Source organism: Streptomyces sp. NPDC002793, assembly GCF_040295485.1.
Taxonomy (GTDB): Bacteria; Actinomycetota; Actinomycetes; order Streptomycetales; family Streptomycetaceae; genus Streptomyces.
The window spans coordinates 170,213-194,482 of the sequence record NZ_JBEOVL010000013.1 but is presented as its reverse complement, the minus strand read 5'-3'; the positions used below and the strand labels follow the sequence as shown (position 1 = coordinate 194,482).

The window sequence follows — 24,270 nt, the reverse complement described above, 5'->3', positions numbered from 1 at the left end:
TGGCCTCACAGGGTGATGCAGAAAGGGTGGCCCGCGGGGTCCAGAAGGATGCGCCGCCGGCCGGGAAGCGGTTGCACGTCCGCTACGACGGCTCCCAGAGCGATGAGCCGGGCCTGGGCCGTGTCCAGGTCGTCCACCCCCAGTTCGAGATGAGCCTGCTTCGGCACCGAGGGGTCCGACCGGCTGGGAGGTCGGTAGTCGTCCAAGCGGTAGAAGCCCAGCCCGGGTGAACCCTCACGGCCCAGCAGCACGAAGCCGTCAGTGGAAAGAGTGATGGGCAGGTTGAGGGCCTCGCTGTAGAAGCGAGCCAGCTCGGCGGGGTCGGAACAGTCGAAGGTGACGGCCAGGTAGCGGATCGCAGGATCGGTATCGGTATGAGCGCTCATCAGAAGACTCCTTGCCGGCGGGGCCGGCCCCTGGGGTGCTGACTGTCGTTCGGCGGTGAAGGGCGTAACCCGTCACCGCCGAACGCTCACGTTCCTCTGCCGTCGTTGTCCACATGTTCCGTTTCAGCTCGTGCCGGACCGAACAGACGCCGGCGCGCCCGCGCTGAGGTGCCGTCGCATGTGTATCTGTGCGACACCGCGCTCACGGTGTGCGCACTTCACCGGTCGGGAAGTCCGGGACCGGTGTGAAGACCTCGATCATGGTGGTGTCCTCGAGCGCAGTCGCGGAATGGGGCACTCCCCCCGGGATGCCAAGTGCCTCGCCCGGCCCCAGGACAAGCTTCTTTCCGTCGACGACGTACGCCATGCGACCGGTCAGGATGACGTCGATCTGCTCCATCGGGTGGACTTCCTGCTCGCCCGGATCCGCAGGATTGGGGATTACTGTGTCCGCCGCGATCGTCACGTGCAGCACCTGTGCCTTGTCGGCGGTCAGCGCTTTGATCATGATTTGGTTGCCGAAGTCCCCCAGAGGCGTCGGCTCGATCTCACTCCAGATCCGGTGCTGCGGCCGGCCGAGTTCATGTGCGGAGATGTGTTCTGTGGTCATGAAGAAGACGCTACGGCGAGACCAGGACAGCTTCAGTCCTGGTCATAGGGAAGACTTTCGTCCGTGATCAGTACCTCTGCCCGTCTGCTGCGCCTGGTCGGCCTGCTGTCCGCACGCCCTTCGTGGACGAACGCCGAACTGGCAGGGAAAATGGAGGTCCATGAGCGCACCGTCAGGCGTGACGTGGCCAGACTCCGGGAGCTCGGCTACGCGGTCGAGTCCGACGCCGGGCCCTGGGGCGGCTACCGCCTTCAGGCCGGGACCCGTATTCCACCACTGATCCTCGACGACGACGAGGCCCTGGCCGTGACGGTCGGGCTTCGCGAAGCCGCACTCGGAGGCGTACTCGGCGGTGATCACTCCGCACTGTCGGCACTCCTGAAACTGCGCCAGGTCCTGCCGCCCCGGGTCGCCATACGGCTGGCCGAAATGGACGCGGCCCTGGTCCATACTCCGCGAACCGAAGAGCCTCAGATCGCCTCGGCCATGTTGCTCGAACTGACCGCCGCATGCCGCCGACAGGAGCGCGTCACCCTGACGTACCGCAACCGGGAAGGCCGGGTCACGAACCGGGAGATCGCCCCCTACCGCCTCGTACATACGGCCCGCCGCTGGTACTTCGTGGCCCAGGACCTGGCGCGAGGCGACTGGCGCACCTTCCGGGCCGACCGGGTCGTACGGATCCGGACCACGGGGCGCGCCGCAGCAATCTCCGATCCGCCCGACGCCGCACGACTGGTCTGCGAATCCATCCCGGCGGGCACATTCCCGCTGTACACGACGGTTCGTGTGCCTCTGCCCATGGACCGAGCAGTGCAGCTCATCCCCACCACGATGGGTGTCCACCGCCCGGACGGGCCCGATGCCACCCTCGTCGAAATCGGCGGCTACGACGCTGAAGACCTTGCCCGCTACCTCCTCAGCCTGGCCATGCCTCTGCGAGTCCTGTCGCCCGACACCGTACGAGAGGCACTGCGACAGCAGGTGCAGGAACTGCTTCAGGCACTGTGAGGCTGCCGCCGACGAACGGCGCATCAACTCTGTGTCAGCCCTTGGGCATGCTGTGCAGGGTGCGCTGCAGGCCGGCACCGATGCGGTCCATGGTGGCCTCGTAGGCTTCCGGCATGTCGACGTCGAGCCGGTCGGCGAGCACGAAGACCCACCACAGGCACTCGGCCAGCTTGTGCCGCAGTTCGGCGTCCACGTCACCGTCGATGCCCCAGGTGCGCTCGGCGGCCAGCACCAGGCGCCCGACGTAGGCTGCGTCGTTCGTGAAGCCGAGCGCGAGTTCCGGCAGTGTCCAGGTCCGGCCCAGAACGCGCTGCTCGATCTGCTCGTACTGAGCTCGGACCTGCAGCGCCCTGTCCTCGGCCTCGACGAGGCCGGCCTTGTCGTCGTGTGTCGGCGTCTCGTTCATTGAGGGTCCCTCCGGGGAGATCGATGTCACTGACGACGCTAGAGGCAGATGCGGACGGATTTGGTCCTGGTCTGTCGGTGTGGTGATGCGGTCTGTCGGCAGACGGGTGACACCCGTGGCCGATGCGGGGTGGTCGTGGCCGGTGATCGCCTGCAGGGGCCCGGAGACCGCCCCGCTTCCCTCCGTGCCGCCCATCACGGTGTGTCCGTGGGGGCCAGCTCGAATTCGGCCCGGTCGGACTCGACTCCGTTGATCTGGAGGGAGATTGCGTGCCGCCCCGGGTAGTAGCGCCGTGTCGTGATCGGCCGGAACGAGTGCTCCCGCATCACCTCCATCTGTTCACCCGGTGCGAGGGTTCGGGTGGCGAGTTTGAAGGTCTTACCGGTCAGGGTTCCGTTGGCCTTGCGGTGATGCACGATGTAGTCGATCGTCAGCCGCGCCGCAGAAGCACCTACGTTGCGGATTGAGGCGGTGAGCTGGACACTCTCGCCAAGAGGGACGACGTCCCGGTCCAGTCGGGGCCCGACCACGTCCAGGACCGCGGGAGCGAAACCGAGCAGTTCCAGTGCACCGAGGTGGCCGCGCTTGATGAGCGTGCGCAGCCCGTGCCGCACCAGGCGCTCCGTGGTGGCGTCAGGACTGTCCAGCCAGCGGCGCGCCGTGTCGACGACGACCTCGGGATGGTCGCGGCTGAGGTCGTTGAGGTGGTTGGCGACCGAGCGGCGTACGTATTCGCTCTCGTCCCGGTAGAGGGTGTCCAGGATGGGGACCGTCGCTCCGGGACGGGTCAGGATCTGCGGCACCCGTACCGCCCAGGGCAGGTAGGGACGGGTGCCTTCGGAGGCGAGCCTGCGCACGTCGGGGTCCGCCGATCGGGTCCAGTCGCTCACGATGGTGTTGAGCGCCCGGTCGAGGTCGTGTCGCAGCAGTGTTCTGATCGCGAACTCGGAGGAGAGTCGCCCGGTGAGCTCGGCGAGAAGCGCCATCGCGTCGTCGAAGGCGGCGGTCTCGTCTTCCTGGACGGCGCGGGTGGCGAGCGCGCCGGTGACCGGCCAGATCAGCCATCCGGTGAACTGCGGTGCCCTGTCGCGGGCTGTTCGTACGGTCCGGGCGAGTGTGGCGTAATCGCCCGGTAGGTCTGTCAGCAGTGCGTCGCGCAGCAGGTCGGCGCGCTGTCTGAGTGCCAGCGGGCCGATCTGCCGTGCTGCCGCGTGCAGTGCCGTGAGGGTGGTGTCCGGAGCGGCGGCCCGGATGGTGTGCGTGAGGTTCTGCACGGTGTGGCGGCTGATGAGTTCGTCGGCGAACGGCATGCTGGTCTCTCCGTCATGTGACGTGGTGCAGTGCGGTGGTGAGCTGCCAGTCCACGCTGTCGTGGTCGATCGTGGCATGGACGGGAGAGTCCGCCATCTCGCCGGTGATTCCGGCGGCGCCGGTGCGGGCGTGCGGCAGGCTGTCGTAGGCGACGATGTCGATGATGCGTCCGTCGTCGGTCTCGACGATGCGTCGCCACAGGAAGCCGGTCTGTCGCTTCAGGTAGGCGTCGATGTCCGCGTTCGCCTTTACGAAGTCGTCGGCTGAGAGGCCCGGCGCTGGGCGCAAGGTGGTGATCTCAAGTGTCTCGGCCATGGCGTGTTCCGTTCTCGTCACGCAGTGATGTTGAGGGAGGTCAGCGAACGAACGCCTTGGCGGACAGGCCGTTGACCGTGGTGTCGCCCTGCTGGAAGCCGACCATGGACTCGATCATGCTGTGCGGGTAGTCGAGGGTGGGTGCCGTGAGGCTGTCCAGTTCGGTGATCTGCGTGTCGGTGAGCGTGATGTCGAGCGAGGCGAGATTGGCGGCCAGCTGCTCTTGAGTCCGGGCGCCGACCAGGGTGGACGTCACCTCGGAGCGCTGCCGCACCCAGGCGAGCGCCACCGCTGCCACTGTCGTACCGAGGCTGCCGGCGATCTCCCGCAGGGCGTCGAGGAGGACGAAGGTCGGTTCGCTCAGGTAGGAGGCGGCGTACGCGGTGCGCCCGGAACCGGCCACCTCGGTGGCGGTGCGCGAGTACTTGCCGGACAGGACACCGCTGGCCAGCGGACTCCATGGTGTGATGCCGAGTCCGAAGCGGCGGGCGGCTCCGAAGGTCTCGCCCTCGACGCTGCGGGCGAGCAGGGAGTACTCCACCTGGAGTGCGGCGACGGGCTCCCATTCCCGCAGCCGGGCGGTGGTGGCGGCCTCGGCGACCCACCAGGCGGGCGCGTTGGACAGGCCGATGGCGTGGATCTTGCCCGCGCGGACCAGATCGGTGAGGGTGGAAAGGGTCTCCTCGACGGGAGTGTGCCGGTCCCACTGGTGCATCCAGTACAGGTCGATGTAGTCGGTGTTCAACCGCCGGAGTGATGCGTCCAGTTGAGTGCGGATCGCCTTGCGGCCGGCACCGCCGGAGTTGGGATCGTCGGCTGCCATGCTGCCGCCGAACTTCGTCGCCAGGACGACGCGGTCACGGCGGCCGGGACGCTGGGCGAAGTAGCGGCCCAGGGTCTCTTCGGAGGCGCCGCCGTTGTACATGTTGGCGGTGTCCACGAAGTTGCCGCCGGCGTCGAGGTAATGGTCCAGCAGACCGAACGAGGTTTCGGGGCCGGAGCCCCAGCTACCGTCGTCGAAGTTCATCGCGCCGAAGGCGAGAGGGCTCACGCGGAGCCCCGAGCGGCCGAGGGTGCGGTATGAGGTGAGTGACATGGTGTTTCCTTCTGGATTCTCGGAGTAAGTCTCAGAACTGCGGATGCGGACGATGGTCCGCGGTGGGGCGTGGACTCCACACTCGCTGACAGGGCCCCGAAGAGGGAGGTTGCGCGAGGGTGGGTGTGCCGCACCCAGGCAGACCGCCGGTGACCGTGGACGTGACGGCCCGGATCAGATGTCTGTCTCAGGACGGTCGGGGTGCGCCCAGTGCGTGTGGAATGCCCCCTGCCGGTCGATACGCCGGTAGGTGTGAGCGCCGAAGTAGTCCCGCTGGCCCTGCAGCAACGCGGCCGGCAGCCGGTCGGCCCGCAGTGTGTCGTAGGAGGACAGTGCCGCGGCGAACGCGGGAGCGGGGACACCACGTCGGGCAGCGGTGGCGACGACCTCACGCCAGGGGACCTGGGCTGCGGTGATCTCCTCGGCGAACACGGGCTCGGCCAGCAGGCTGACGAGGTCGGGGGCGGCCTTGTGCGCCGTGCGGATACGGTCGAGGAAGGCGGCGCGGATGATGCAGCCGCCTCGCCAGATGCCGGCCACCGCTCCGAAGTCGATGTCCCAGCCGTATGTGAGCGCGGCGTCCTGGATCATGGTGAAGCCCTGGTCGTACGCGATGACCTTGGAGGCGTACAGCGCCTGCTCGACCTGTGACGTGAAGCGTTCTGCCTCGGAGCGACTCTTCGGTATGTGCATGCCGCCGGGCAGCGGACGGTATGCGGTACGCAGGGCGGACTGTCCGGACGCCGCGCGTGCGAAGGTCGCCTGCGCGATGGTCGTGACAGGGGAGGCGAGGTCGAGGGCGGTCTGTACGGTCCAGCGGCCTGTGCCTTTCTGTCCGGCGGCATCGGCGACCACGTCGACGAAGGGCCTGCCGGTGTCGGCATCCGTGTGGGAGAGCACCTCGGCGGTGATCTCGATCAGATAGGAGTTCAGTCGCCCCTTGTTCCAGGTGCGGAAGATCTCGGCGATCTCGGCCGGACTGTACTGGGCCACTTGGCGAAGCAGGTCGTAGGCTTCGGCGATGAGCTGCATGTCGGCGTACTCGATGCCGTTGTGGACCATCTTCACGAAATGACCGGCGCCGTCGGACCCGATATGCGTGCTGCAGGCCTCCCCGTGGACATGAGCACTGATGCTCTCGAACATGGGGCCCAGGACGGCGTAGGCCTCCTTCGAACCGCCCACCATGATGGACGGCCCGTCGAGGGCGCCCTCCTCACCGCCGGAGACACCTGCTCCGACGAAGTGGATACCGCGTGCCCGCAGAGCCGTCTCACGACGTCGGGTGTCGGCGAAGTGGGCGTTCCCACCATCGATGATCATGTCCCCGGACTCCAGCAGCGGGGCGAACTCGTCGATGACCGCGTCCGTGGCGGCGCCCGCCTGCACCATGATCATGAGGCGGCGGGGGCGCTGTAGGGCATCGACGAAATCCCGGGCGGTTTCGGCCGGTACGAAGGTGCCCTCGTGACCGAACTCTTCCATGAGGGCTCTGGTACGCGACGCGGTCCGGTTGTGGACGGCGACCGTGTAGCCGTGTCGGGCGAAGTTGCGGGCCAGATTTCGGCCCATCACCGCGAGTCCGGTGACTCCGATGTGCGCACGTGTGTTCATGGTGATCTCTTTCTCTGCCACCTGTACGGGTGGAAGACAAATAGGTGGTCGTGGTTGTCATGGCTGCTGTCCACCCATGGCCGCGAGGTAGGTGAAGGCCTCGGCGCTGCGACTTCCCGGGGCGGGAGCTCCGACCAGCAGGTGCTGGCCCGGGACGGCCGCCACGCCATGGACGCGGTACGAGAGTTCGATGTGTCCTGCTGTTGGGTGGGCCACCCTTCTGTACGCGTGGTCCAGGCCGATCGCCGCGCCGTTCTCCCAGCGCCTTGCGAAGTCGGCCGACCCGGCGGACAGTCCGGTGACGAGGTCCGCGATGACGGTGTCCTGGGGCAGGCGGACGGCGTTGAGGCGCAGCGTGTGCAGCGAGCCGGCGGCGGCCACAGGCCATTCGGTGAAGTAGGTCCGCGCCCCGGGGTGTGCGAAGAGGATCCGGAGCAGGTTCTGATCGCTACCGGCGAAGGGGGACAGCAGTGCCTGGGCGTGCGCGTTGGCCGCCAGGATGTCGAAGCTGGGACTCAGTACGTAGGCCGCTGCCTGGTGAGAGGCGTCCAGGATGTGCAGTAGTTGCGGGTGCACCTGTCCGCGTCCGGTGTCCGGACGCAGGTTCGGGTTGAGTCCGGCGAGACGGAACAGGTGGCTTCGCGCGTCGGGGGTCAGACGAAGGGCCTGGGCGAGGGATTCAGCGATCGAGGGCGAAGGGTGTCGCTCCCGGCCTTGCTCCAGTCGGCTGTAGTAGTCGGCGCTGACGTGCGCAAGGACCGCCACCTCCTGCCGGCGCAGTCCATCCACCCGGCGGCGACGACCACCGGTGCCCAGGCCGACGTCCGAGGGAGCCAGCCGGGACCTGCGGGCGCGAAGGAACTCCCCCAGGGAGTTCTCCCGTGGCTCCGCGGCACGCCTGCGGGTTCGTGCCGAGCCCATGGGCACCATGGAGGGCACGTGCATGCGCATCCGAACTCCTTCTCGGCTCGGCGCACCGGAAGTCGGCGTGCCCGACGCGAGCCGGCCCTTCGGTGCGCTTCAGGCGTCCTGCGGGGTCTTGAGGTGGTAGCGGGTGTCGCCGGTGAAGTCGATGGTGACCTCCCGCCGGGCGAAGGACCACGTCCCCTCACGCCGCTCGAAGCGGTCGCGGTAGCGTCCGCCCGCCACCATCTGCAGCGGCAGGAGGCCGGGCACTGCCTGGAGGATGTTGTAGTACGACCGCGCTTCGGCACTGTCGTCGTCCTCGTTCAATTCGATGAGGATGTTCGTCGTGATGTGCCGGGTGCGCAGGGTTCCGTCGTCGTGCACGACCAGCATCGAGCTGATCAGGTCCTCGATGGCCTTCCCACCGCGGAGGCTCACCTCACCCGACACGAACTCCGCGTTCTCGAAGAGTGCGCCGAACTCCGCGAAGTCGCCGTCGTCGACGAGGTGCGAGTAGCGGGCGATGAGGTTCTCGATCTGTCGGGCACTGGAGATCGAGGGGGTGGAAGCAGGCATGGCAGTGGCCTTTCGACAGGAGGATTCGCTCGCCCCGGCGGGCGAACACCCTCAGTCTGTTCGCGCGTCGACCGGCCAGGAAGGACCTGTCTTCCTGGGTGCCACACACCCATGTTCCACTCGGATCCGTGGGTGGGCCGGCCCACCCACGGTGTCCCCTACAGGTCCTTGATCTGCGAGTCGCCGACGGCGAGAGCCAGTTCGGGGCCGTAGGCGGAGGAAGGCGACTGGAAGCCGGGCGTGAAGGAGCCGGCCAGCACACGGCGGGCGATCTCCACGGAGGAGAGCTGGGTGAACCGGTAGCCGGTCGGTGTGTCGATCAGGGACCGGACCACGCTGCCGTCCCGGCCGGTGACCTCGGCAACAACCTTACTGCGTCCCACCTCCCGCTCCTGAGCGGTAGGGCCGTCGGGCAGCGTCGAGAGGTCCAGGTCGATGGGGAGCGGCTGGCCGACCTGCACGTACACCTCGATCGAGGGAACGCCCGTGGCGTAGTGGCTGGTGATCAGGTCGCCCATGGACACGGATACGCACTCTTCGAGCCCGTCGTCACCGAAGTCGAACGAGGCGGCCTTGGGCTCCGGCAGGGCGACGATGTCCCCGTCCTTGCGGACCAGCACGCCCAGGTCACCGATGCCCTCGGTGGCGCTGACGATCGACCCGCGAGAGAAGAGGTTCAGGCCCTCCGACTCCTCGGGGGTCGCGCTGAGGAGCTTGAGCGCCAGGCGCAGGCTGACGGGCTCGGTGACGCGTGCCGCGACGTGGGCGGCCACGCAGTCGCTGGGCACGACGTCCCAGCCGACGCCGGACATGACCATCACGCCGGCGGCCGCCGCCTCGGCGTGCCGGGAACGCGCGGTGGCGAACACGTCGTATTCGGCGGTGGTATCGAGGTAGTGCACACCCTTGTCGATGCAGGCATCCATCAGCGGGCCCGCGGTGCGCTGGAAGGGGCCGGCGACGTTCAGGACCACGGTGATGCCATCGAGCGCGTCTCGCAGGAGTGCGGGGTCATCGACCGTGAATGCCCGGCTGTCGACACCGAGTTCCTCACCGAGCGCCTTGACGCGCTCCTGGTTGCGGCCGGCCACGACGACGTCGAGGCCCGACTCCTTGGCGTGCTCGGCGACAAGCTTCCCGGTGTAACCGGTGGCTCCGTAAACCAGCAGGCGGGGGGTGGCTGACATGATGCGCTCCCATGAACAGGTAAGAAGTGGGACTGCGGGAAAGGCCGGTCCCGAGCGGTGACGCGCTCGGCGCTGTGTGCCTTGCATCCAGGCTAGGAGCAGATCCGGACACGTACGGTCCTGGTCTTTCACCGGTCGCTGCTTGGGACCCCCTGATCGTCACCCCTGCTCTCCTCGTCACCGCCACTCCGACCGTCACTTCTGCTCGTCGGCTTCCTGCCGGCCCGCGCCATTGCCGCGGTACAGGACGTCGAGCCGGGCGAGGAGCGCCTCGCGAACGGAGTCGGGTGACAGCACCTCCAGCGGCGTGCGCAGGCTGAGGAGGTAGCCGGCGAGCTGGCCGGGGTCGGAGCCGCCGATGCTGATGACCGTCGCGTTGGGCCCGTCGGGTTCGTGGGTGGCGACGATGGGGGCCACCAGGCGCCGGGCGTCGTCGTAGGACAGCGGGAGCCGGACCCGGGCGAAAAAGGGATATCCGGTGCGGGTGATGGTGTCGGAGACCAGCTGCGCCGCGTCCGGGGCGTCCAGCACCTCGACCACTTCCCCGGTGGACTCGACCTCCACGACCCGGTCCGCACGGAACGTCCGCCAGGCCGATCGTCCGACGTCGCGGGCCACGAAGTACCAGTGGGCGCCGGTGTACACCAGGCGGTGCGGATCGACGCACCGGACCGTGGTGGTGCCGTGCATGTCGCGGTAGGTGAGTGTGGTGCGCTCGGACGCCCGGCAGACGGAGGCCAGAAGCAACAGCACGTCGGCGGACGCCCGGGGGGTCTCGCAGCGCGGAGTGTGTTCGACGGTGGCGTCGAGGCCCGACAGCCGCCTCGCCATCCGGGTGGGAAGGATCTGCCGCAGCTTCAGCAGGGCCGACAGTGCTGCCGGGTCAGCACCCAGTGCGGCACCGTGTGCGGCTTCCCTGAGCGCCACGGCCACAGCGAAGACCTCGTCGTCGTCCAGGTTCAGCGGCGGCATACGGTTGCCCGCGCCGAAGCGGTAGCCGCCGCCCGGCCCCGGCACGGACTCCACCCCGTAGCCGAGCTCACGCAGCTTGTCGACGTCCCGGCGCACCGTGCGTTCGGTGACGTCCAGTTGCCGTGCGAGTTCCGCGTTGGACCAGGTGGGTCTGCTCGACAGCAAGGACACCAACCGAAGCAGTCGAGCGGAGGTGGTGATCATTGAACGAACCTATCCGGGAGCTGCGAGCGGGGCGGTCCCGCATGGATCGGAGGCGGCGTAGAGCTCCCTCACCCCCGCGTAGCAGCCTCGGCGGGGCATCACGCGATGGTCGTCGCGCCGCGCTCGGCCGGCGCCACGAGGGACGTCACCGACGCGGCGCTTGCACTGCCGGGCTCGGGAACGCCGACCAGAAGCTGCTGTCCTGGAGCGTCGTGGACGTCAAAGGTCTGGTAGGTCAGCTCGATGCGACCGACGCCGGGCAACACGAAGACCTTGCACGCGCGGGTCATGCTCTCGACCTCGTTCTCCTGCCACAGCCCCCGGAAGTCCGGTGATTCCTGCGACATCTCGGCCACGAGGCCGCTGATGCCGGGGTCGTCGGGGAACCGTCCCGCGTGCAGCCGCAGCGCGTGCACCGTGGCGCGCGCCACGACGGGCCACTCGACGAAGACCTCTCGCGCACGAGGATGCTGGAACAGCACCCGGACCATGTTCGAGGTGCCCTCGAAGGGTGCGAGGAGCGCGGTGGCGATGGCGTTCTTCGCGAGTACGTCGAAGGCGGGGCTCAGCACGTAGGCGGCGGCCGCGGGAAAGGCGTCCAGCAGGTGCAGCAGGGAGGGGTGGACCAGATCGCGGCCCGCGGCCGAGGTGAGCGCGGGGTGAAGGCCCGCCAGCCGGAAGAGATGGGTCCGCGCGTCCGGTGTCAGGCGCATCGCCCGCCCCACCGCATCGACCACCTGCGGCGAAGGATGGCGCTCGCGCCCCTGTTCCAGGCGCGCGTAGTAGTCGACACTCACGCCGGCGAGCACAGCCACCTCTTCCCGCCGCAGACCCTTGACTCGCCGGCTGCCACCACCTGCGAGTAGACCCACGTCGGACGGTTCGGTGCGGGCACGGTTCGCGCGCAGGAAGGCGCCGAGTTCGTTCTGCGGCTGCTGCATTTTCCGACCTGTCAGTTGGGGTGAACGGGAGAGCGAGGTAGAAACCGGCCGGGTGGACACGGCCCTCCCTACCGGGCTTTCCGCCCGTCCTCAAGAACGGCGGAGACGGTCCGCATCAAGTGCTCACGCACCGATTGCGGATCATCCAGGTCTCCCCCTGCCATCGCACCGTCCCGCAGAAGAATGAGCGCCGCGGTGGTGTGCTCGCTGTCGGTGCAGCCCGCAGCGGTCGCGAGGTTCAGGACCGTCTGCCGGAACCAGGTCCGGTGGGCCTGGACCGCCCGCCGGACAGGATGCCCGGGGTTCGGGTACTCAGCGGCGGCGTTGATGAACGGGCAGCCACGGAAGCCCGGCCCGCAGATCTCCGCCCCGATGCCAGCCATCATCATGAGCAGCAAAGCCTCGGGGTCGGTACTCGTCCGGAACGCCTCCGTCACCACCGACCTGATCTGCTGGTCGCGTTGCTCGACATGGGCGAGCACAAGGTCTTCCTTGCTGGGGAAATGGCGGTAGAAGGTGACCCGGGTGACCTGGGCCTCAGCGATGATCCGGTCCACGCCGACGTGACGGATGCCGTCGGCGTAGAAGATGGCGGAGGCCGTCTCCAGGAGCCGGGCTCGGGCCGGAGACGCTGCAGCGGGGGCTTGGGGCGGGGTCATTGCACCACCCTACCGGAACGACCGTTCTCCAGCAGAACGGCGAGACGGCCGCACTCTCGACCCCTCGGGTGCAGATGACTCACTACTGGCCAACTCCTTAGCCACCGCCGCTTCCAGCGATTCAGTCATCGATTGACGATCACGAAAGCAAGCAGTACGGTCAACGAAGTAGATAGAACGTTCCATCTACATAGGGAGCCCTCCGGGTCTCCTCATGCCACCAGCAGAGAAGGCACACCATGTCCCGACGCCACATCCAGCCCGCACGCCGTACCCGCCGCGCCGTACTCGCGGTCGCCGGCGCGGCAGCCCTGGCCGCCGTCGCAGTCCCCGCCCTCGCCAGCAGCCCTTCCGATGACGGGAAGACCGTCGCAGCCGCCGCTGCCGCCTCGCACTCGGCGCCGAAGCCGACCGTCCTGCTCGTACACGGTGCCTGGGCCGACTCCTCCAGCTGGAGCCCGGTGATCGACCGGTTGCAGGCCCAGGGATATCCCGTACAGGCGATCGCCAACCCCCTGCGCGGGCTCGCCTCGGACGCGGCCTATGTGAAGAGCCGGATCGAAAGCATCGGAGGTCCGGTCGTCCTGGTCGGGCACTCCTACGGCGGCGCGGTCATCGGGGAGGCTGCCACGGAGGAGCCCAATGTGAAGGCACTCGTCTACGTCGCGGCCTTCACGCCGGACAAGGGCGAGTCACTCGGCGCGCTGGTCGCCAAGAATCCCGGCTCGCACGCCACACCGGACGCGCTGAACCCCGTTCCCTTCGACATGGGCAACGGCGTGAGCGGCGTGGACCTCTCCATCAAGCCCGACAAGTACCGTGACGTGTTCGCCGCGTCCCTGTCCGCACGCAAGGCCAACAGTCTCGCCGCCGTGCAACGGCCGATCAGCGCCGCCGCCCTCGAGGAGACCGCGACCAACGCCGCCTGGCGAGACATTCCCTCCTGGTACCTGGTCACGCGCCAGGACCACGCTCTGCCCCCGGCCACCCAGCGCTTCATGGCCAAGCGGGCTCACGCACACACCACCGAGGTCAACTCGCCCCACGCCGTCATGCTGACCCGCCCGGACACCGTGACCGGCCTGATCCGGCAGGCTGCGACGGCCACCCGATGAACGGCACGACGTTCGCACCGGCTCACCCAGCACAGACGGCATACAAGGAGACACAATGGCAGGCTCGATAGAAACAGGGAGTACGGCGCCGGAGTTCGTCCTCTCCGGAGGCGTGCTGTGCGGCGGTGACTTCACCCGGGGGACCTACAGGCTCGACACCGAACGCGCGCGCCCCCTGGTCCTCGCCTTCTACCCGCAGGACAACTCAAGTGTCTGCACCAAGCAGTTGTGCTCCTACTCGAGCGGGCTGGAACAGTTCACCGAACTGGGTGCCGAGGTCTGGGCCATCAGCCCGCAGGACGTCGACAGCCACGAGGAGTTCGCCCGCACGAACAACCTCCGCATGCCCCTGCTCAGCGATCCGGACCGCACCGTGGCCAAGCTCTTCGGCGTCGCCGCCCCCGGCGTCGGCCTGAGGCGCTCGGTGTTCCTCATCGCCCCCGGAGGGCGGATCGCGTGGAAGCACGCGGCGCTTGTCGGCTTGACCTGGCAGCCACTGGAGAAGCTCACCACGGAACTCTCCCTACTCTGAGCCTCCGGGCCGCTGCCCAGGCGCTCGCTGCCTGGGCACCCGACAGCGCCGCGGCAGCAGCGGTGGCGTTGCAGTGCTCGTCCTCCAGGTGGCGACGGCGAGCCGAGGTCAGTGACACAGACAGACAGACAGACAGAACAGCGAGGGGCCCGGCTGGTCAGGTGACCAGTCGGGCCCCTCGCTGCGGGGCCTGCTGCGGTGTCCGGTCACAGGCCATCCGCCATCAGGACCCGGTCCTGGTGACCTCGGTCATCGAGTCGCGAGGGCCGTGGTCACGGCCTCCAGTCCGTCCCGGTAGATGCCGGTGAAGAGGGTCTCGGCCTCCTCGTCGCTCACGCCTTCGGGAACGAAGCGTCCGCTCCACTGGATCTCGGCGGCCCCCGGCCTGCCGGGCACGGAGAAGACGCGGAGGGTGGAGAGGTAGCCGGTGACGGGGAAGGGCGCCTGGAGTATGGCGTAGCTGTAGTAGTGCTCCTCGGCGCTGTAAGCGGTCATCCGCTCGACGATGACCCCGCCTTCGGCGTTGGTCAGCCGTCGGGCCCGGCCACCCTGCTCGGAGACGGTCTTGGGGATGTACGGCAGCCAGTCGGGCAGGGAGTGGAAGCCGCCGATCAGTTCCCAGACCTGCTCGGGGGAGGCCTGGACGACACGGCTCACGGAAGTGGAGGCCATGGTGGCTCCTTTACGTGGGGGATGTGGGGAGTGGGTGCGGGGGCGGGTCAGACGCCGGCGGGGAGCGGGGCCGCCTGGTCGAGCAGGCCGGCAGCGCGCAGGTCGTGCCAGAAGGCGGCGGGGATCTCCTCGCGCAGGGCGCCGAGGTCTTCGGCTATGCGGGAGGGGCGGGTGGCGCCGGGAATCGCGGCGGCTGCGGCCGGGTGGGCGAGCGCGAACTGGAGCGCGGCGGCCTTGATGGACACCCCGTGCCGGTCGGTCAGTTCCCGGATGCGCCGGACGGTTTCCACGATGTGCGCCGGGGCCTCCTGGTACTCGAAGTGGGTGCCGCCGGCCAGGACGCCTGAGCTGTAAGGGCCGCCGACGACCATGTCGACGCCCTGTTCCTGCGCCGCGGGCAGCAGTCGCTGGAGGGCCTGGCGGTGGTCCAGCAGGGTGTAGCGGCCGGCCAGCAGGAAGCCGTCGGGGCGCGGCTCGTCCAGGGCGAGGGTGAGCTCGACGGGCTCGACGCGGTTGACACCCAGGCCCCAGGCCTTGATCACGCCCTGGTCCCGCAGCTCGTCCAGGACCCGGAAGGCACCGGTGCGGGCCGTCTCGAACTGGGCGAGCCATCGGTCGCCGTGGAAGTCCTGGGCGATGTCGTGCACCCAGACGATGTCGAGCCGGTCGGTGTTCAGCCGCTTGAGGCTGTCCTCGATGGAGCGCTTGGTCGCGTCAGCGGTGTAGTCATCGACCACCTTGTTGGGGCGGCCGTGCTCGAACAGACCGCCCTTCTCGCCGAGTTCACGGGCTGACGGGTCTTCTTCCTCGTCGAGGATGACGCGGCCGACCTTCGTCGAGAGGACGTAGGAGTCCCGGGGCTGCTGGGCCAGCAGCTCACCGAGCCGGATCTCGGCCAGGCCCGCACCGTAGAACGGTGCGGTGTCGTAATAGCGGATGCCCTGGTCCCAGGCGGCCTGGAGGGTGGCCTGGGCCTCTTCCTCGGGGATGGCGCGGAACATGTTGCCCATGGGGGCGGTTCCGAAGCCCAGCGACCCGGGCAGCAGGCGGGTGAGGCTCATCAGGAGAGCTCCCTTTCGTGCGTGGTGGCGAGCCGCTCGGCGCCTCGGGTGGGCCCTGCGCAGCTTTACTTGCATACGACGTTACTTGCACACGCCATTAAATGCAAGCGCGGGTTATCGGCGTACGGGTACTGACTCGCGAGTTGGCGCTCCGGTCCCCACGTAGGAACCGGAAACCGGCTGCATCGAACGCGCACTCCAGGCAGGGCACGAGCTGAGCGCCCGCGAGTACTCACTCCTCGACGTGCTCGGCCGACAGCACAACGACGAGGGCAGGCACCTGCAGATGCGCCAGGTCGCCGACTCCGTCGTGCTCAGCCAGAGCGCCACCACGCGACTGGTGACCCGGCTGGAACAGCGCGGGCTGCTCTCGCGCCACCTGTGCCCCACCGACCGTCGCGGCATCTACACGGATGTAACCGCCGGCATGCGCCTGCTGGACGAGGCCCGTCCCACCCACAACACAGCCCTGAGCAAAGCGAGCTGCCGGGCGCCATCCAGCCAGCCTGAGCCGGGCCCCGTTGCCAGCGGACGAAACCCCCGGGGCTGGAGGAACCGCAGATTCGTGCCGTCCGGCTCGATCCGTCTCGAACGAGGCTCGGTCACGCGTTCGCCACACCGCCCGCTCCCCGCCCTGCTTCCGAGCAGCACGGCAAGAACCTCACCTTGCAGCACCATCGGATCGTCTCCGCGCGACGGTGAGCCGAGCTCTCCTTGCGGGCACACGAAACGACACTCTGTAGCGCGGGTGTCCTCGTCGGCGGCCGACCCGACCGAGGGCCGTTCGTAGACGGGTGCGATGCCCCCGCACCTTTTCCCGGCGGCCGTGGGACCGTTGTTAACCATCCCACGGATGCAAGCCTACAAAGGCCCAGGTCACAGCCACGAAAGGCCGGTCCGGGACATCCGAAGCGCCGCGTTCGCCACACCCCCGCGAGGCGACCGCCACACGCGAAAGGCCCCCGAAAAACGCGTTTCCCCAGGTCAGAACGATTCTGCCTGGGGATGCTGGGTGGGGCGGGTGGGACTCGAACCCAAAAGCGTGACACCTCTCACCTGCGACGATGCCGAAACAACGGACATAGCCACCCGTTTCCATCTGGCTGCGTCCAGCTCGATCCGGCTCGAACGAGTAGCGGTTAGGCGTTCGCCACACCATCCCCGCTTACACGTACTTACTCAGCAACTGGCTTCTGAGGAGCGCAGAAAGCATCTCCAGCCGCGTTCCTGACCCTTCCTCCGAGACCGGAAAGACCACTGCCTTCGGCGGGCCCCACTGTCACGCTGCGTAGCGCATGAGTTGCCAGCCGACACGTCCTGATAGCTGCCCAGCACGAGGGCCCGGCAGAGCAGTGCGGGACACCACCAGCTGCGAGATGCCTTCCGGCGGCTTCGCCCGGCTGCGCCGCGACCGGCGCCGGTACGGTTCCGGGGCAACGAGCCGGTGCGGGCGGTCGCATGCACTCCTCACAGACTCAACGCCATGGACACGAGGAGAGGTTTGAGCAACCTGTACTTGCAGCTCAACTCCTCGGCCAGAGCCGAGAGGAAGTTATCTTCGACGGAATCCTCGCCGTTCTGTCGGATTCGGCAAAGGTCCTTCGTCGTCCTCATGAAACGTTCGGAAGGAGAACGGTCATGAAGTACGTGTTGTTCGTCGCCACCGACCCCGCCGGAGAGTCGACCGACGAGAACCCCGGGGCATGGGTCGAGAAGTGGAGCGATAGTGGCGTCCGTATCGAGGGGATGCCGCTCAAGCCGGTCACCGAAACCAGAACAGTGCGCGTTCGCGGAGACCGGGTGCTCGTGACCGACGGCCCGTTCGCCGAGACGACCGAGTGGATCGCCGGGTACGACCTCGTCGAGGCCGCCGACCTCGACGAGGCGATCGAGGTAGCCGCCTCGCACCCGATGGCGATCGGCGGACGCGTCGAGATTCGGCCGGTTGAACCCCTCGATCTCGGACGAGACACCGAAAACGTCCCACACGAGGGCGACGCGCCCGCTTCACGCTTTCTCGGGATCCTCCGGACTGACCCGAGCGCTCCGTCCTTCACTCCTGATCCCGCCTCGGTGGCCGAGTGGGTCCGCGAGGGTCTCGCTTCCGGTCGTTACCTCGGCGGCGAGCACCTGCGTCCCGTCCAGGACGCCACTCTCGTGCGGCGCCGCAGAGGGCAACTGCTGATCACCGACGGCGCGTACGCCGACGTGCCGGAGTGGGTGACTGGAATCGTGTTCATCGACGGTGAGTGGGAGGAAGCGATCGACTACCTCTCCCGCTGTCCCATGGCACGATCCGGAATCGCCGAGCTGCGCGAATTCTGGACGGACTTGTCGTGAGAACCGGGCCGGCAGACGTCCGGGCGGCGCTCGCCGAGGCGTACCGCGGCGAGTGGGGCGTTGTCTTCGGCACGATCGTGCGCCTCACCGGCGACTGGGAATTGGCCGAGGACTGCGCACAGGAAGCGTTCGCCCGCGCCCTGCCGGCCTGGGAGCGCGACGGAGTACCGCGCAGACCAGGAGCGTGGCTGGTGACCGCCGCCCGGCACCGCGCCCTGGACGTGCTGCGCCGCCGGACGACCGAGCGCGGCAAGCTTGCCGAGGTCGCCGCGATCGAGGCGGTCCGCGAACCGCCGCCGCCCGGAGACGAGAGGCTGCGACTGGTGTTCACCTGCTGCCACCCGGCGCTCCCCCTCGAATCCCGGGTGGCGCTGACCCTCCGGGCGGTCGGTGGCCTCACCACGCGCGAGATCGCCCGTGCCTTCCTGGTCAGTGAGGACACCGTGTCGCAGCGGATCCTGCGCGCCAAGCGCAAGATCGCGGCCGCCGGAATCCCCTACCGGGTTCCGCCGTCCGGGGCACGCGCCGAACGGCTGGACGGAGTTCTCGCCGTCATCTATCTCGTCTTCACCGAGGGATACGCGCCCAGCGACGGGAGCACAATCCGCGATCCGCTCGCCGAGGAGGCCATCCGGCTCGCACGGCTCGTCACCGCCGAGGCGCCGGAGCAGCCGGAGGCACGGGCGTTACTCGCCCTGCTGCTGCTCCAGCACTCGAGGCGCGCCGCCCGGCTCGACGAGGACGGCAGCCTGATCACGCTGCAGCACCAGAACCGCAGGCGTTGGGACCGCTCGCTCATATCCGAGGGCGTGGGCCTGGCCCGCGAGACGGTCACGTCGGGCGGCCCCTACGCGCTCCAGGCGGCGATCGCCGCGCAGCACGCCCTCGCTCCGGCTGCCGCCGCAACCGACTGGGAGGCCATCGTGGCGTTGTACGACCGCCTCCTCGCCCTGCGTGCGAACCCGGTCGTGGCACTCAACCGCGCGGTCGCCCTGGGAATGCGTGACGGTCCACAGGCGCAGCTGGACGCCGTCGACGCCCTGGGAACGCCTAAGGAGCTGACCGGCAACCACGCCCTGCACGCCGTCCGCGCGGACGCGTTGCGCCGCCTCGGTCGGACCCGCGAGGCAGCAAAGACGTACCGGGCGGCGAAGAGCTCCGCCCCCAACGAGGCCGTCGTCCGAGAATATGCCAAGCGTACAGCCGAGTTGGGACCGGAAGATCGACGGAACGACGAGGGCTGAGCAGCCGCCCCGCCGCAGGCCGGTGCCCAGCCCGCTCCCTTCCGACCCGGGAGTTCCGCGAGCCGTGCCCAGGGCAGGAAACGGACACACGAGCGATTTCGGCAACCAGGGGTTGCAAGGGCGGGACCTGACGGAACACTCAGGTCCCTCAAGACAGCGTAACGACATCAACAGCCCGCAAATAGTGGCCAACGCCTGAAAAAGTGGGCACCTCTGGTCCTTACCGTGGCCTTGCCTGCCCTACGCCTGTCGCAGGACGGGCACTCGACCGAGCGGCGTCCGGGCCGATTGAAAGAATCAGATGAAGGGAACGTCCTGCTGTGGCCGATACTCACGAAGAAGTTCTCGCCCGGATCGCCAAAGGGCTTGTCTACACGGAGTCTGAAGCGTCCTTCCAGGCCCCTCGCCGCCGTACAGACCAGATTTTCGAGTACAACCGAACGCCCCCTAGCGAAAGTGAGAGGCGTCGATCGCTGCTCGTAGCGATCTTCGGCTCCGTCGGTGAACGCACGGTGCTGTTGCCGCCGTTCCACGCTGGGTTCGGCAGCAACGTCCACATCGGCGATGACTTCTTCGGGAACGTGAACCTGACGTTCGTCGATGACGTGGACATCCATATAGGCGACGGAGTCATGATCGCGCCCAGTGTGACGCTGACCACGACGGGACACCCGGTACATCCCGCGCGCCGAGCTGACTTCGGGCGGTTCTCCGAGCCGATCGTGATCGAGGACAAGGTGTGGATCGGCAGCAACGTGGTGATCCTGCCCGGCGTCCGCATCGGCTACGGGTCGGTCATCGGCGCCGGTAGCGTCGTCAGCCGCAGCATTCCCCCGATGAGCGTCGCGCTCGGCACACCCTGTCGTGTGGTCCGCCCCATCACGGACGGGGACCTCACCACACGTACTGCCTAGGGGGTGGCCCTCCGTCTCGATGCCCCCACGGGAAGCCGTCATGCACATCGCGTTGTTCCACTCGGTCCTCGGTCTGCGCCCGGTCGAACTCCTCGCCGCCGAGCGGCTGCGACGCGCCGGGCATGAGGTCTTCGCCCCCGACCTTTTCGGCCGCGAGACCGCGGCCACTATCGACGAGGGATACCAGCTGATCGAACGGATCGGCTGGCGAACAGTGGTTGACCGCGCCCAACAAGCCCTCGGGGCTATGCCTGGCGAGACCGTCCTCGCCGGCGTGTCCATGGGTGCAGGCGTCGTTGCCGAGCTGTGGCCCGAGCGCCCGGACACCCTCGGCGTCCTGCTCCTGCACGCCACTACCGCCCTGCCTGAATCCGTGCGCCCAGGTCTCAGGATGCAACTGCACGCGGCTGAACCGGACGTCTTCGCACCGCCCGAGAACGTTGCCGCACTCCGTCGGGCGGCAACGGAGAAACGCATCCATCTGGAGATCTTCCGTTATGCAGGCGCCGGTCACTTCTATACCGACCCTGAGCATCCCGGCCATGACCCGGCTGCTGCCGAGCTGACCTGGTGCCGCGTGCTGGACTTCCTCGGCTGACCGATCGTCCCGTGTATGTGATCGAGTCGGGGCGTTCCGGTGGGACAGGGACCACAGATGGGCCTCTCGCAAGGTAGGCGTTCATCCCATCTGCGCCAGGCCCGGACGAGCAGCACAACGGTCCGCCTCGGTCAGTGTGGTCGTACGTCCCGTTGCTGCACTTCCTTCAAGACTGCACCCACCGTGGCGAAGTCGTTGTCCACGTGAAGCACCGAGTGACCGTGATGGACCGCCGTCGCACACACCAGAAGGTCGATGGCTCCGGCGGCCCGGTGCTGCCCTCGCTGGGTGAGCTTGTACTGCGCGGTGTCGACCCAGCGCCACGCACTCTTGGGAACCGGGGCGTGATGGCAGAGGTCATCCACCTCCTCGGCCAACTCGTCCCGATGAGCCGGGCTCGTGGCCGAGTAGAGGAACTCCGCCCTTGTGGGCTCGCAGATATGGAACACACCGGCGGCGATGTGCCCCTCCCAGGGACGCAATGCCCCCGGCGTCCGGAAGAGGTACCAGAGGGCGGACGTGTCGAGGAGGTATGTGATCACTCGAAGGCTGCCCGCCGGGCCTGCTTGGCCGCTGCATGCGCCGCAGCCGCAGCCTCGAACTCGCCCCGCTCACCCCTCGCGGCCAGCTTCTCAGCAGCCTCCAGGCGCTTGATGCGCGCCACATAGTCCCGTAGGGCCCCGTTGACCGTCTCCTTCTTCGTCGAGACACCCATGAGCCGCATCGCCTCAGCCAGCGCCTCGTCATCGAGATCGACCTGGGTCACAGACATATCAGCCACCCCTCACCTTGAGTCCGTGATGTACATAACTACGATACATCACCAACATTCGTGGCGGCAGATCAGCGCAAGCCAGCCAGAGAGGATCCGACCCAACGGCTACAAGCCGCATACCGCGTGGATGATGTCGATGCGGTGAGGCAGGGCTGCTGCCTCGGCAGCCGTGGGAGCATTCCACGACGCTCCCACGGAGTCTTCGACGCAAAACCCCAGCTTAAAGCCCCTCCGAAGCTTTTCATCGCTGCGTGAGGACCTGCGTTCGCCACACCCACGCGAGGCGAACGCCACACGCAAAACGCCCCGAAAAACACGTTTCCCCAGGTCAGAACGATTCTGCCCGGGGACGCTGGGTGGGGCGGGTGGGACTCGAACCCACGGCCGACGGATTATGAGTCCGCTGCTCTAACCGGCTGAGCTACCGCCCCGTCTCGGCGTGGCGCGTACACCTGTGCGCGCCGTCTGCCGCAGCATAGCCGGTCATACGATCTCCTGCTTCGGGTGCCCGGCCTCGCGTGACCATGAAGACCTCGCTGCGCGCTGCCCGGTTCCAGGCGGCGCGGAATCACCCCGAAAGAGTCACGGACGGGCTGCGGGCCGCTCCTGGGCGGGCACGCGAAAGAGGGCCCCGAAGGACCCTCTTCCGTCTCGCTCCCCCGACTGGACTCGAACCAGTAACCCTCCGGTTAACAGCCGAATGCTCTGCCAATTGAGCTACAGGGGATCGCGCTCCCCCGACTGGACTCGAACCAGTAACCTGCCGGTTAACAGCCGGCTGCTCTGCCAATTGAGCTACAGGGGATTGTGGCGTTGCCTCGAAACGTACCTGCCTGGCTACTGCCGAGCGGCGCGCGTTCGCTGCGACACATACATTAGCGCAAGCAGGGGGGTGCTCCGCCAATCGGTATCTCCCGGGGTGATCTCGGGTGGGTGCGGGTAGGCGGGCAGCACACGTCCCAGCACACGTCGCACGGAGCGAAGGAAGGGTGGCAGCCATGCGGTACCGGCTCACGTTCATCGCCGGAGTGGCCCTCGGTTACGTGCTCGGCACGCGAGCCGGGCGCGAGCGTTACGAGCAGCTGAAGAAGGCCGCGCAGACGCTGGCCGAGAATCCCGCCGTACGGAACGCGGCGGAGTCCGCCGCGCACGGCAGCCGGGACTTCGCCGGCAAGGCGTACCACTCGGTGAGCGAGAAGGTCGGGGACAGGGTCCCCGTCTCCGTCTCCGACCGGGTGCGCTCGCTGCGGGAGCGCAGCGGTCACAACGGCAGTGACGACTGGGGGACGACGAACACCTGAGGCCCGCTCCCGTGCCGGGCACACCGCCCGGTGCGGGAAGGTCCGCGGGTGCGGCAGAATCTAGGCCATGGGCATAGTGGCCGGCTTGGACAGTTCATCCGCCTTCACGCACATCGTCGTCTGCGACACGGACACCGGTGAGGTGCTGCGGCAGGGGTACGCCGCGCATCCCATCGAGGCCAAGGCCTCGGAGGTGGATCCGCAGGCGTGGCTGCTCTCACTCGGCGAGGCGGCCTCCGGAGGGCTGCTCGAAGGCGTGCAGGCCATCGGTGTGTCCGCGCAGCAGCACGGGCTGGTGCCGCTGGACCACCAGGGCAATCTCGTACGGCCGGCGCTGCTCGGCAACGACCGCCGTGCGCAGGCAGCCGCGGCCGATCTGGTCGACGGGCTCGGCGGGCGGCAGGCCTGGGCCGAGGCCGTCGGGGCCGTCCCGCAGGCCGCGCAGCCCGTGGCGAAGCTGCGCTGGATGGTGCGGAGCGAGCCGGAGAACGCGCAGCGGGTCGCCGCCGTCCTGCAGCCGCACGACTGGCTGGTGTGGCAGCTCCTCGGCCGGCCCGCCCGCCGGACGACGGACCGCGGTGCCGCGTCCGGCACCGGTTACTGGTCGGCGGGTTCCGAGTCCTACCGGCCCGATCTCGTGGAGCTCGCGCTCGGCCATCAGGCCGCGCTGCCCGAGGTCCTCGGCCCGGCCGATTCCGCCGGGATGACGCCGGAGGGGCTGCTGATCTCGGCGGGCACCGGCGAGACGATGGCCGCGGCCTTCGGGCTGGGTGTCGCCGTCGGGGACGCCGTCGTGTCGCTCGGGGCTTCGGGCTCGGTGATGGCCGTGCACCACGAGGCGCTGGCCGACCCTTCGGGGATGATCACTTCCTTCGCCGACGCGACCGGGATGCATCTGCCGGTGGTCCACACCTCGAACGCCGTACGCGCGCTGCGCGGCACGGCGGAGATGCTGGGGCTGGAGGGCCTGGACGAACTGTCCGCGCTGGCGCTGAAGTCGACGCCGGGAGCCTCGGGGCTCGTCCTGCTCCCCTACCTGGAGGGCGAGCGCACTCCGCAGCTGCCGCACACGGCCGGAACGCTGTCCGGACTGCGGCGCGAGTCGATGAAGCCCGAGCATCTGGCGCGGGCCGCCTTCGAGGGGATGCTGTGCTCGCTGGCCGACGCACTGGACGTGCTGCGGGACCGCGGCGTGGAGGTGCGGCGGGTGTTCCTGCTGGGCGCGGCCGCCGAACTGCCCGCCGTGCAGGCGCTGGCGCCCGCGGTGTTCGGCACCCAGGTCGTCGTGCCGCAGCCCGCCGAGTACGCGGCGCGGGGTGCGGCCCGGCAGGCCGCGTGGGCCCTGGGGGTCTCGCAGGGGTCGCTCGACGCACGTACTCCCCCGGCCTGGCAGGGTGCGGCGGCGCAGGTGCTGGAGCCGGGTGAGGAGCTCGCGGTGGGCCGCGCGGTACGCCAGCAGTACGGAGCGACCCGGGACCAGATCCACCCCGGTGCGTTCGACGGAGCGGTCTGAGGGGCGCCTCC

The 24,270-nt window shown here is 68.4% G+C and carries 26 protein-coding genes, 3 tRNA genes and 1 pseudogene; 10 read left to right on the top strand and 20 right to left on the bottom strand.

Going from position 1 to position 24,270, the window contains the following annotated elements; genetic code table 11:
- Positions 1-5: 5 nt before the first annotated feature.
- Together ABT001_RS15800 and ABT001_RS15795 are read right to left on the bottom strand one after the other, a co-directional pair.
- Positions 6-386 carry a VOC family protein gene (locus ABT001_RS15800; RefSeq protein ID WP_351277183.1) on the bottom strand — a complete coding sequence of 127 codons (381 nt, stop codon included), beginning with the start codon at positions 384-386 and terminating at the stop codon, positions 6-8.
- A 202-nt stretch (positions 387-588) separates the two neighbouring features.
- Entirely contained in the window at positions 589-996 is a 408-nt protein-coding gene (locus ABT001_RS15795; protein ID WP_351277180.1) for a cupin domain-containing protein, read from the bottom strand.
- Positions 997-1,059: 63 nt separating this feature from the next.
- Here ABT001_RS15795 and ABT001_RS15790 point away from each other — a divergent pair, with 63 nt between their 5' ends.
- Positions 1,060-2,007, top strand: a complete 948-nt coding sequence (locus ABT001_RS15790; protein ID WP_351277178.1) for a helix-turn-helix transcriptional regulator — start codon at positions 1,060-1,062, stop codon at positions 2,005-2,007.
- A gap of 34 nt (positions 2,008-2,041) precedes the next feature.
- Here the strand turns inward: ABT001_RS15790 and ABT001_RS15785 are convergent, their stop codons facing one another.
- From ABT001_RS15785 to ABT001_RS15735, 11 genes are all read right to left on the bottom strand, one after another.
- Positions 2,042-2,413: a nucleoside triphosphate pyrophosphohydrolase family protein gene (locus tag ABT001_RS15785; protein WP_351277176.1), complete on the bottom strand. Its 372-nt coding sequence runs from the start codon at positions 2,411-2,413 to the stop codon at positions 2,042-2,044.
- A 194-nt stretch (positions 2,414-2,607) separates the two neighbouring features.
- Positions 2,608-3,723, bottom strand: a complete 1,116-nt coding sequence (locus ABT001_RS15780) for a DNA alkylation repair protein (RefSeq protein ID WP_351277173.1) — start codon at positions 3,721-3,723, stop codon at positions 2,608-2,610.
- 13 nt (positions 3,724-3,736) lie between these two features.
- A complete protein-coding gene (locus ABT001_RS15775; RefSeq protein ID WP_351277170.1) occupies positions 3,737-4,039 on the bottom strand; it encodes a hypothetical protein in 303 nt (100 codons plus the stop codon).
- Between the two features lie 40 nt (positions 4,040-4,079).
- On the bottom strand, positions 4,080-5,135 hold the full coding sequence (locus ABT001_RS15770) for an aldo/keto reductase (RefSeq protein WP_351277168.1): 1,056 nt from the start codon (positions 5,133-5,135) through the stop codon (positions 4,080-4,082).
- Between the two features lie 174 nt (positions 5,136-5,309).
- On the bottom strand, positions 5,310-6,749 hold the full coding sequence (gene gnd, locus ABT001_RS15765) for an NADP-dependent phosphogluconate dehydrogenase (RefSeq protein WP_351277166.1): 1,440 nt from the start codon (positions 6,747-6,749) through the stop codon (positions 5,310-5,312).
- Positions 6,750-6,806: 57 nt separating this feature from the next.
- Positions 6,807-7,694 (bottom strand): helix-turn-helix transcriptional regulator, encoded by an 888-nt coding sequence (locus ABT001_RS15760; RefSeq protein WP_351277163.1) that lies wholly within the window; start codon positions 7,692-7,694, stop codon positions 6,807-6,809.
- Between the two features lie 75 nt (positions 7,695-7,769).
- Positions 7,770-8,231: a nuclear transport factor 2 family protein gene (locus ABT001_RS15755; protein WP_351277160.1), complete on the bottom strand. Its 462-nt coding sequence runs from the start codon at positions 8,229-8,231 to the stop codon at positions 7,770-7,772.
- A 158-nt stretch (positions 8,232-8,389) separates the two neighbouring features.
- The gene (locus tag ABT001_RS15750) at positions 8,390-9,418 is read right to left on the bottom strand and encodes a saccharopine dehydrogenase family protein (protein ID WP_351277159.1); all 1,029 of its coding nucleotides are present in this window, start codon (positions 9,416-9,418) and stop codon (positions 8,390-8,392) included.
- A gap of 195 nt (positions 9,419-9,613) precedes the next feature.
- Entirely contained in the window at positions 9,614-10,594 is a 981-nt protein-coding gene (locus tag ABT001_RS15745; RefSeq protein WP_351277157.1) for a helix-turn-helix transcriptional regulator, read from the bottom strand.
- Positions 10,595-10,692: 98 nt separating this feature from the next.
- On the bottom strand, positions 10,693-11,535 hold the full coding sequence (locus ABT001_RS15740) for a helix-turn-helix transcriptional regulator (protein WP_351277155.1): 843 nt from the start codon (positions 11,533-11,535) through the stop codon (positions 10,693-10,695).
- 68 nt (positions 11,536-11,603) lie between these two features.
- Complete coding sequence (locus ABT001_RS15735; RefSeq protein WP_351277153.1) at positions 11,604-12,194, bottom strand: TetR/AcrR family transcriptional regulator; 591 nt, start codon at positions 12,192-12,194, stop codon at positions 11,604-11,606.
- A gap of 239 nt (positions 12,195-12,433) precedes the next feature.
- On the opposite strand from ABT001_RS15735, the gene ABT001_RS15730 reads away from it, so the two are divergent.
- Positions 12,434-13,309, top strand: coding sequence for an alpha/beta fold hydrolase (locus tag ABT001_RS15730; RefSeq protein WP_329421329.1), 876 nt, complete (start codon positions 12,434-12,436; stop codon positions 13,307-13,309).
- Between the two features lie 55 nt (positions 13,310-13,364).
- Positions 13,365-13,841 (top strand): peroxiredoxin, encoded by a 477-nt coding sequence (locus ABT001_RS15725; protein WP_200694924.1) that lies wholly within the window; start codon positions 13,365-13,367, stop codon positions 13,839-13,841.
- Between the two features lie 249 nt (positions 13,842-14,090).
- On the opposite strand, the gene ABT001_RS15720 is transcribed toward ABT001_RS15725, so the two are convergent.
- Both ABT001_RS15720 and ABT001_RS15715 read right to left on the bottom strand, forming a co-directional pair.
- Positions 14,091-14,513 carry an SRPBCC family protein gene (locus ABT001_RS15720; RefSeq protein ID WP_200694923.1) on the bottom strand — a complete coding sequence of 141 codons (423 nt, stop codon included), beginning with the start codon at positions 14,511-14,513 and terminating at the stop codon, positions 14,091-14,093.
- A gap of 47 nt (positions 14,514-14,560) precedes the next feature.
- Positions 14,561-15,574, bottom strand: a complete 1,014-nt coding sequence (locus tag ABT001_RS15715) for an aldo/keto reductase (protein ID WP_351277149.1) — start codon at positions 15,572-15,574, stop codon at positions 14,561-14,563.
- A 184-nt stretch (positions 15,575-15,758) separates the two neighbouring features.
- Here ABT001_RS15715 and ABT001_RS15710 point away from each other — a divergent pair.
- From ABT001_RS15710 to ABT001_RS15690, 5 genes and pseudogenes are all read left to right on the top strand, one after another.
- Positions 15,759-16,097 (top strand): annotated as a pseudogene (locus ABT001_RS15710) (MarR family winged helix-turn-helix transcriptional regulator); the annotation flags it as partial.
- A gap of 935 nt (positions 16,098-17,032) precedes the next feature.
- Positions 17,033-17,914 (top strand): YciI family protein, encoded by an 882-nt coding sequence (locus tag ABT001_RS15705; protein WP_351277146.1) that lies wholly within the window; start codon positions 17,033-17,035, stop codon positions 17,912-17,914.
- Positions 17,911-19,158 carry an RNA polymerase sigma factor gene (locus ABT001_RS15700; protein WP_351277143.1) on the top strand — a complete coding sequence of 416 codons (1,248 nt, stop codon included), beginning with the start codon at positions 17,911-17,913 and terminating at the stop codon, positions 19,156-19,158. Before ABT001_RS15705 ends, ABT001_RS15700 begins: the two co-directional genes overlap by 4 nt.
- Positions 19,159-19,478: 320 nt before the next feature.
- Complete coding sequence (locus ABT001_RS15695) at positions 19,479-20,072, top strand: sugar O-acetyltransferase (RefSeq protein WP_351277141.1); 594 nt, start codon at positions 19,479-19,481, stop codon at positions 20,070-20,072.
- A gap of 40 nt (positions 20,073-20,112) precedes the next feature.
- The gene (locus tag ABT001_RS15690; RefSeq protein ID WP_351277139.1) at positions 20,113-20,670 is read left to right on the top strand and encodes a dienelactone hydrolase family protein; all 558 of its coding nucleotides are present in this window, start codon (positions 20,113-20,115) and stop codon (positions 20,668-20,670) included.
- Between the two features lie 131 nt (positions 20,671-20,801).
- Here the strand turns inward: ABT001_RS15690 and ABT001_RS15685 are convergent, their stop codons facing one another.
- The 5 genes from ABT001_RS15685 to ABT001_RS15665 all read right to left on the bottom strand — a co-directional run bounded on the left by ABT001_RS15685 (position 20,802) and on the right by ABT001_RS15665 (position 22,250).
- A complete protein-coding gene (locus ABT001_RS15685) occupies positions 20,802-21,212 on the bottom strand; it encodes a PIN domain-containing protein (protein ID WP_351277136.1) in 411 nt (136 codons plus the stop codon).
- A complete protein-coding gene (locus tag ABT001_RS15680) occupies positions 21,209-21,442 on the bottom strand; it encodes a type II toxin-antitoxin system VapB family antitoxin (protein ID WP_015577068.1) in 234 nt (77 codons plus the stop codon). The genes ABT001_RS15685 and ABT001_RS15680 overlap by 4 nt, the downstream gene beginning before the upstream one ends.
- 360 nt (positions 21,443-21,802) lie before the next feature.
- Positions 21,803-21,876, bottom strand: a tRNA-Ile gene (locus tag ABT001_RS15675).
- A 223-nt stretch (positions 21,877-22,099) separates the two neighbouring features.
- Positions 22,100-22,172: transfer RNA gene (locus ABT001_RS15670), tRNA-Asn, on the bottom strand.
- A 5-nt stretch (positions 22,173-22,177) separates the two neighbouring features.
- Positions 22,178-22,250 (bottom strand) — tRNA-Asn (locus ABT001_RS15665).
- A gap of 193 nt (positions 22,251-22,443) precedes the next feature.
- Here ABT001_RS15665 and ABT001_RS15660 point away from each other — a divergent pair.
- Together ABT001_RS15660 and ABT001_RS15655 are read left to right on the top strand one after the other, a co-directional pair.
- Positions 22,444-22,746, top strand: coding sequence for a YtxH domain-containing protein (locus tag ABT001_RS15660; RefSeq protein ID WP_203186120.1), 303 nt, complete (start codon positions 22,444-22,446; stop codon positions 22,744-22,746).
- 67 nt (positions 22,747-22,813) lie between these two features.
- Positions 22,814-24,259, top strand: a complete 1,446-nt coding sequence (locus tag ABT001_RS15655; protein WP_351277132.1) for an FGGY family carbohydrate kinase — start codon at positions 22,814-22,816, stop codon at positions 24,257-24,259.
- Positions 24,260-24,270 lie beyond the last annotated feature (11 nt).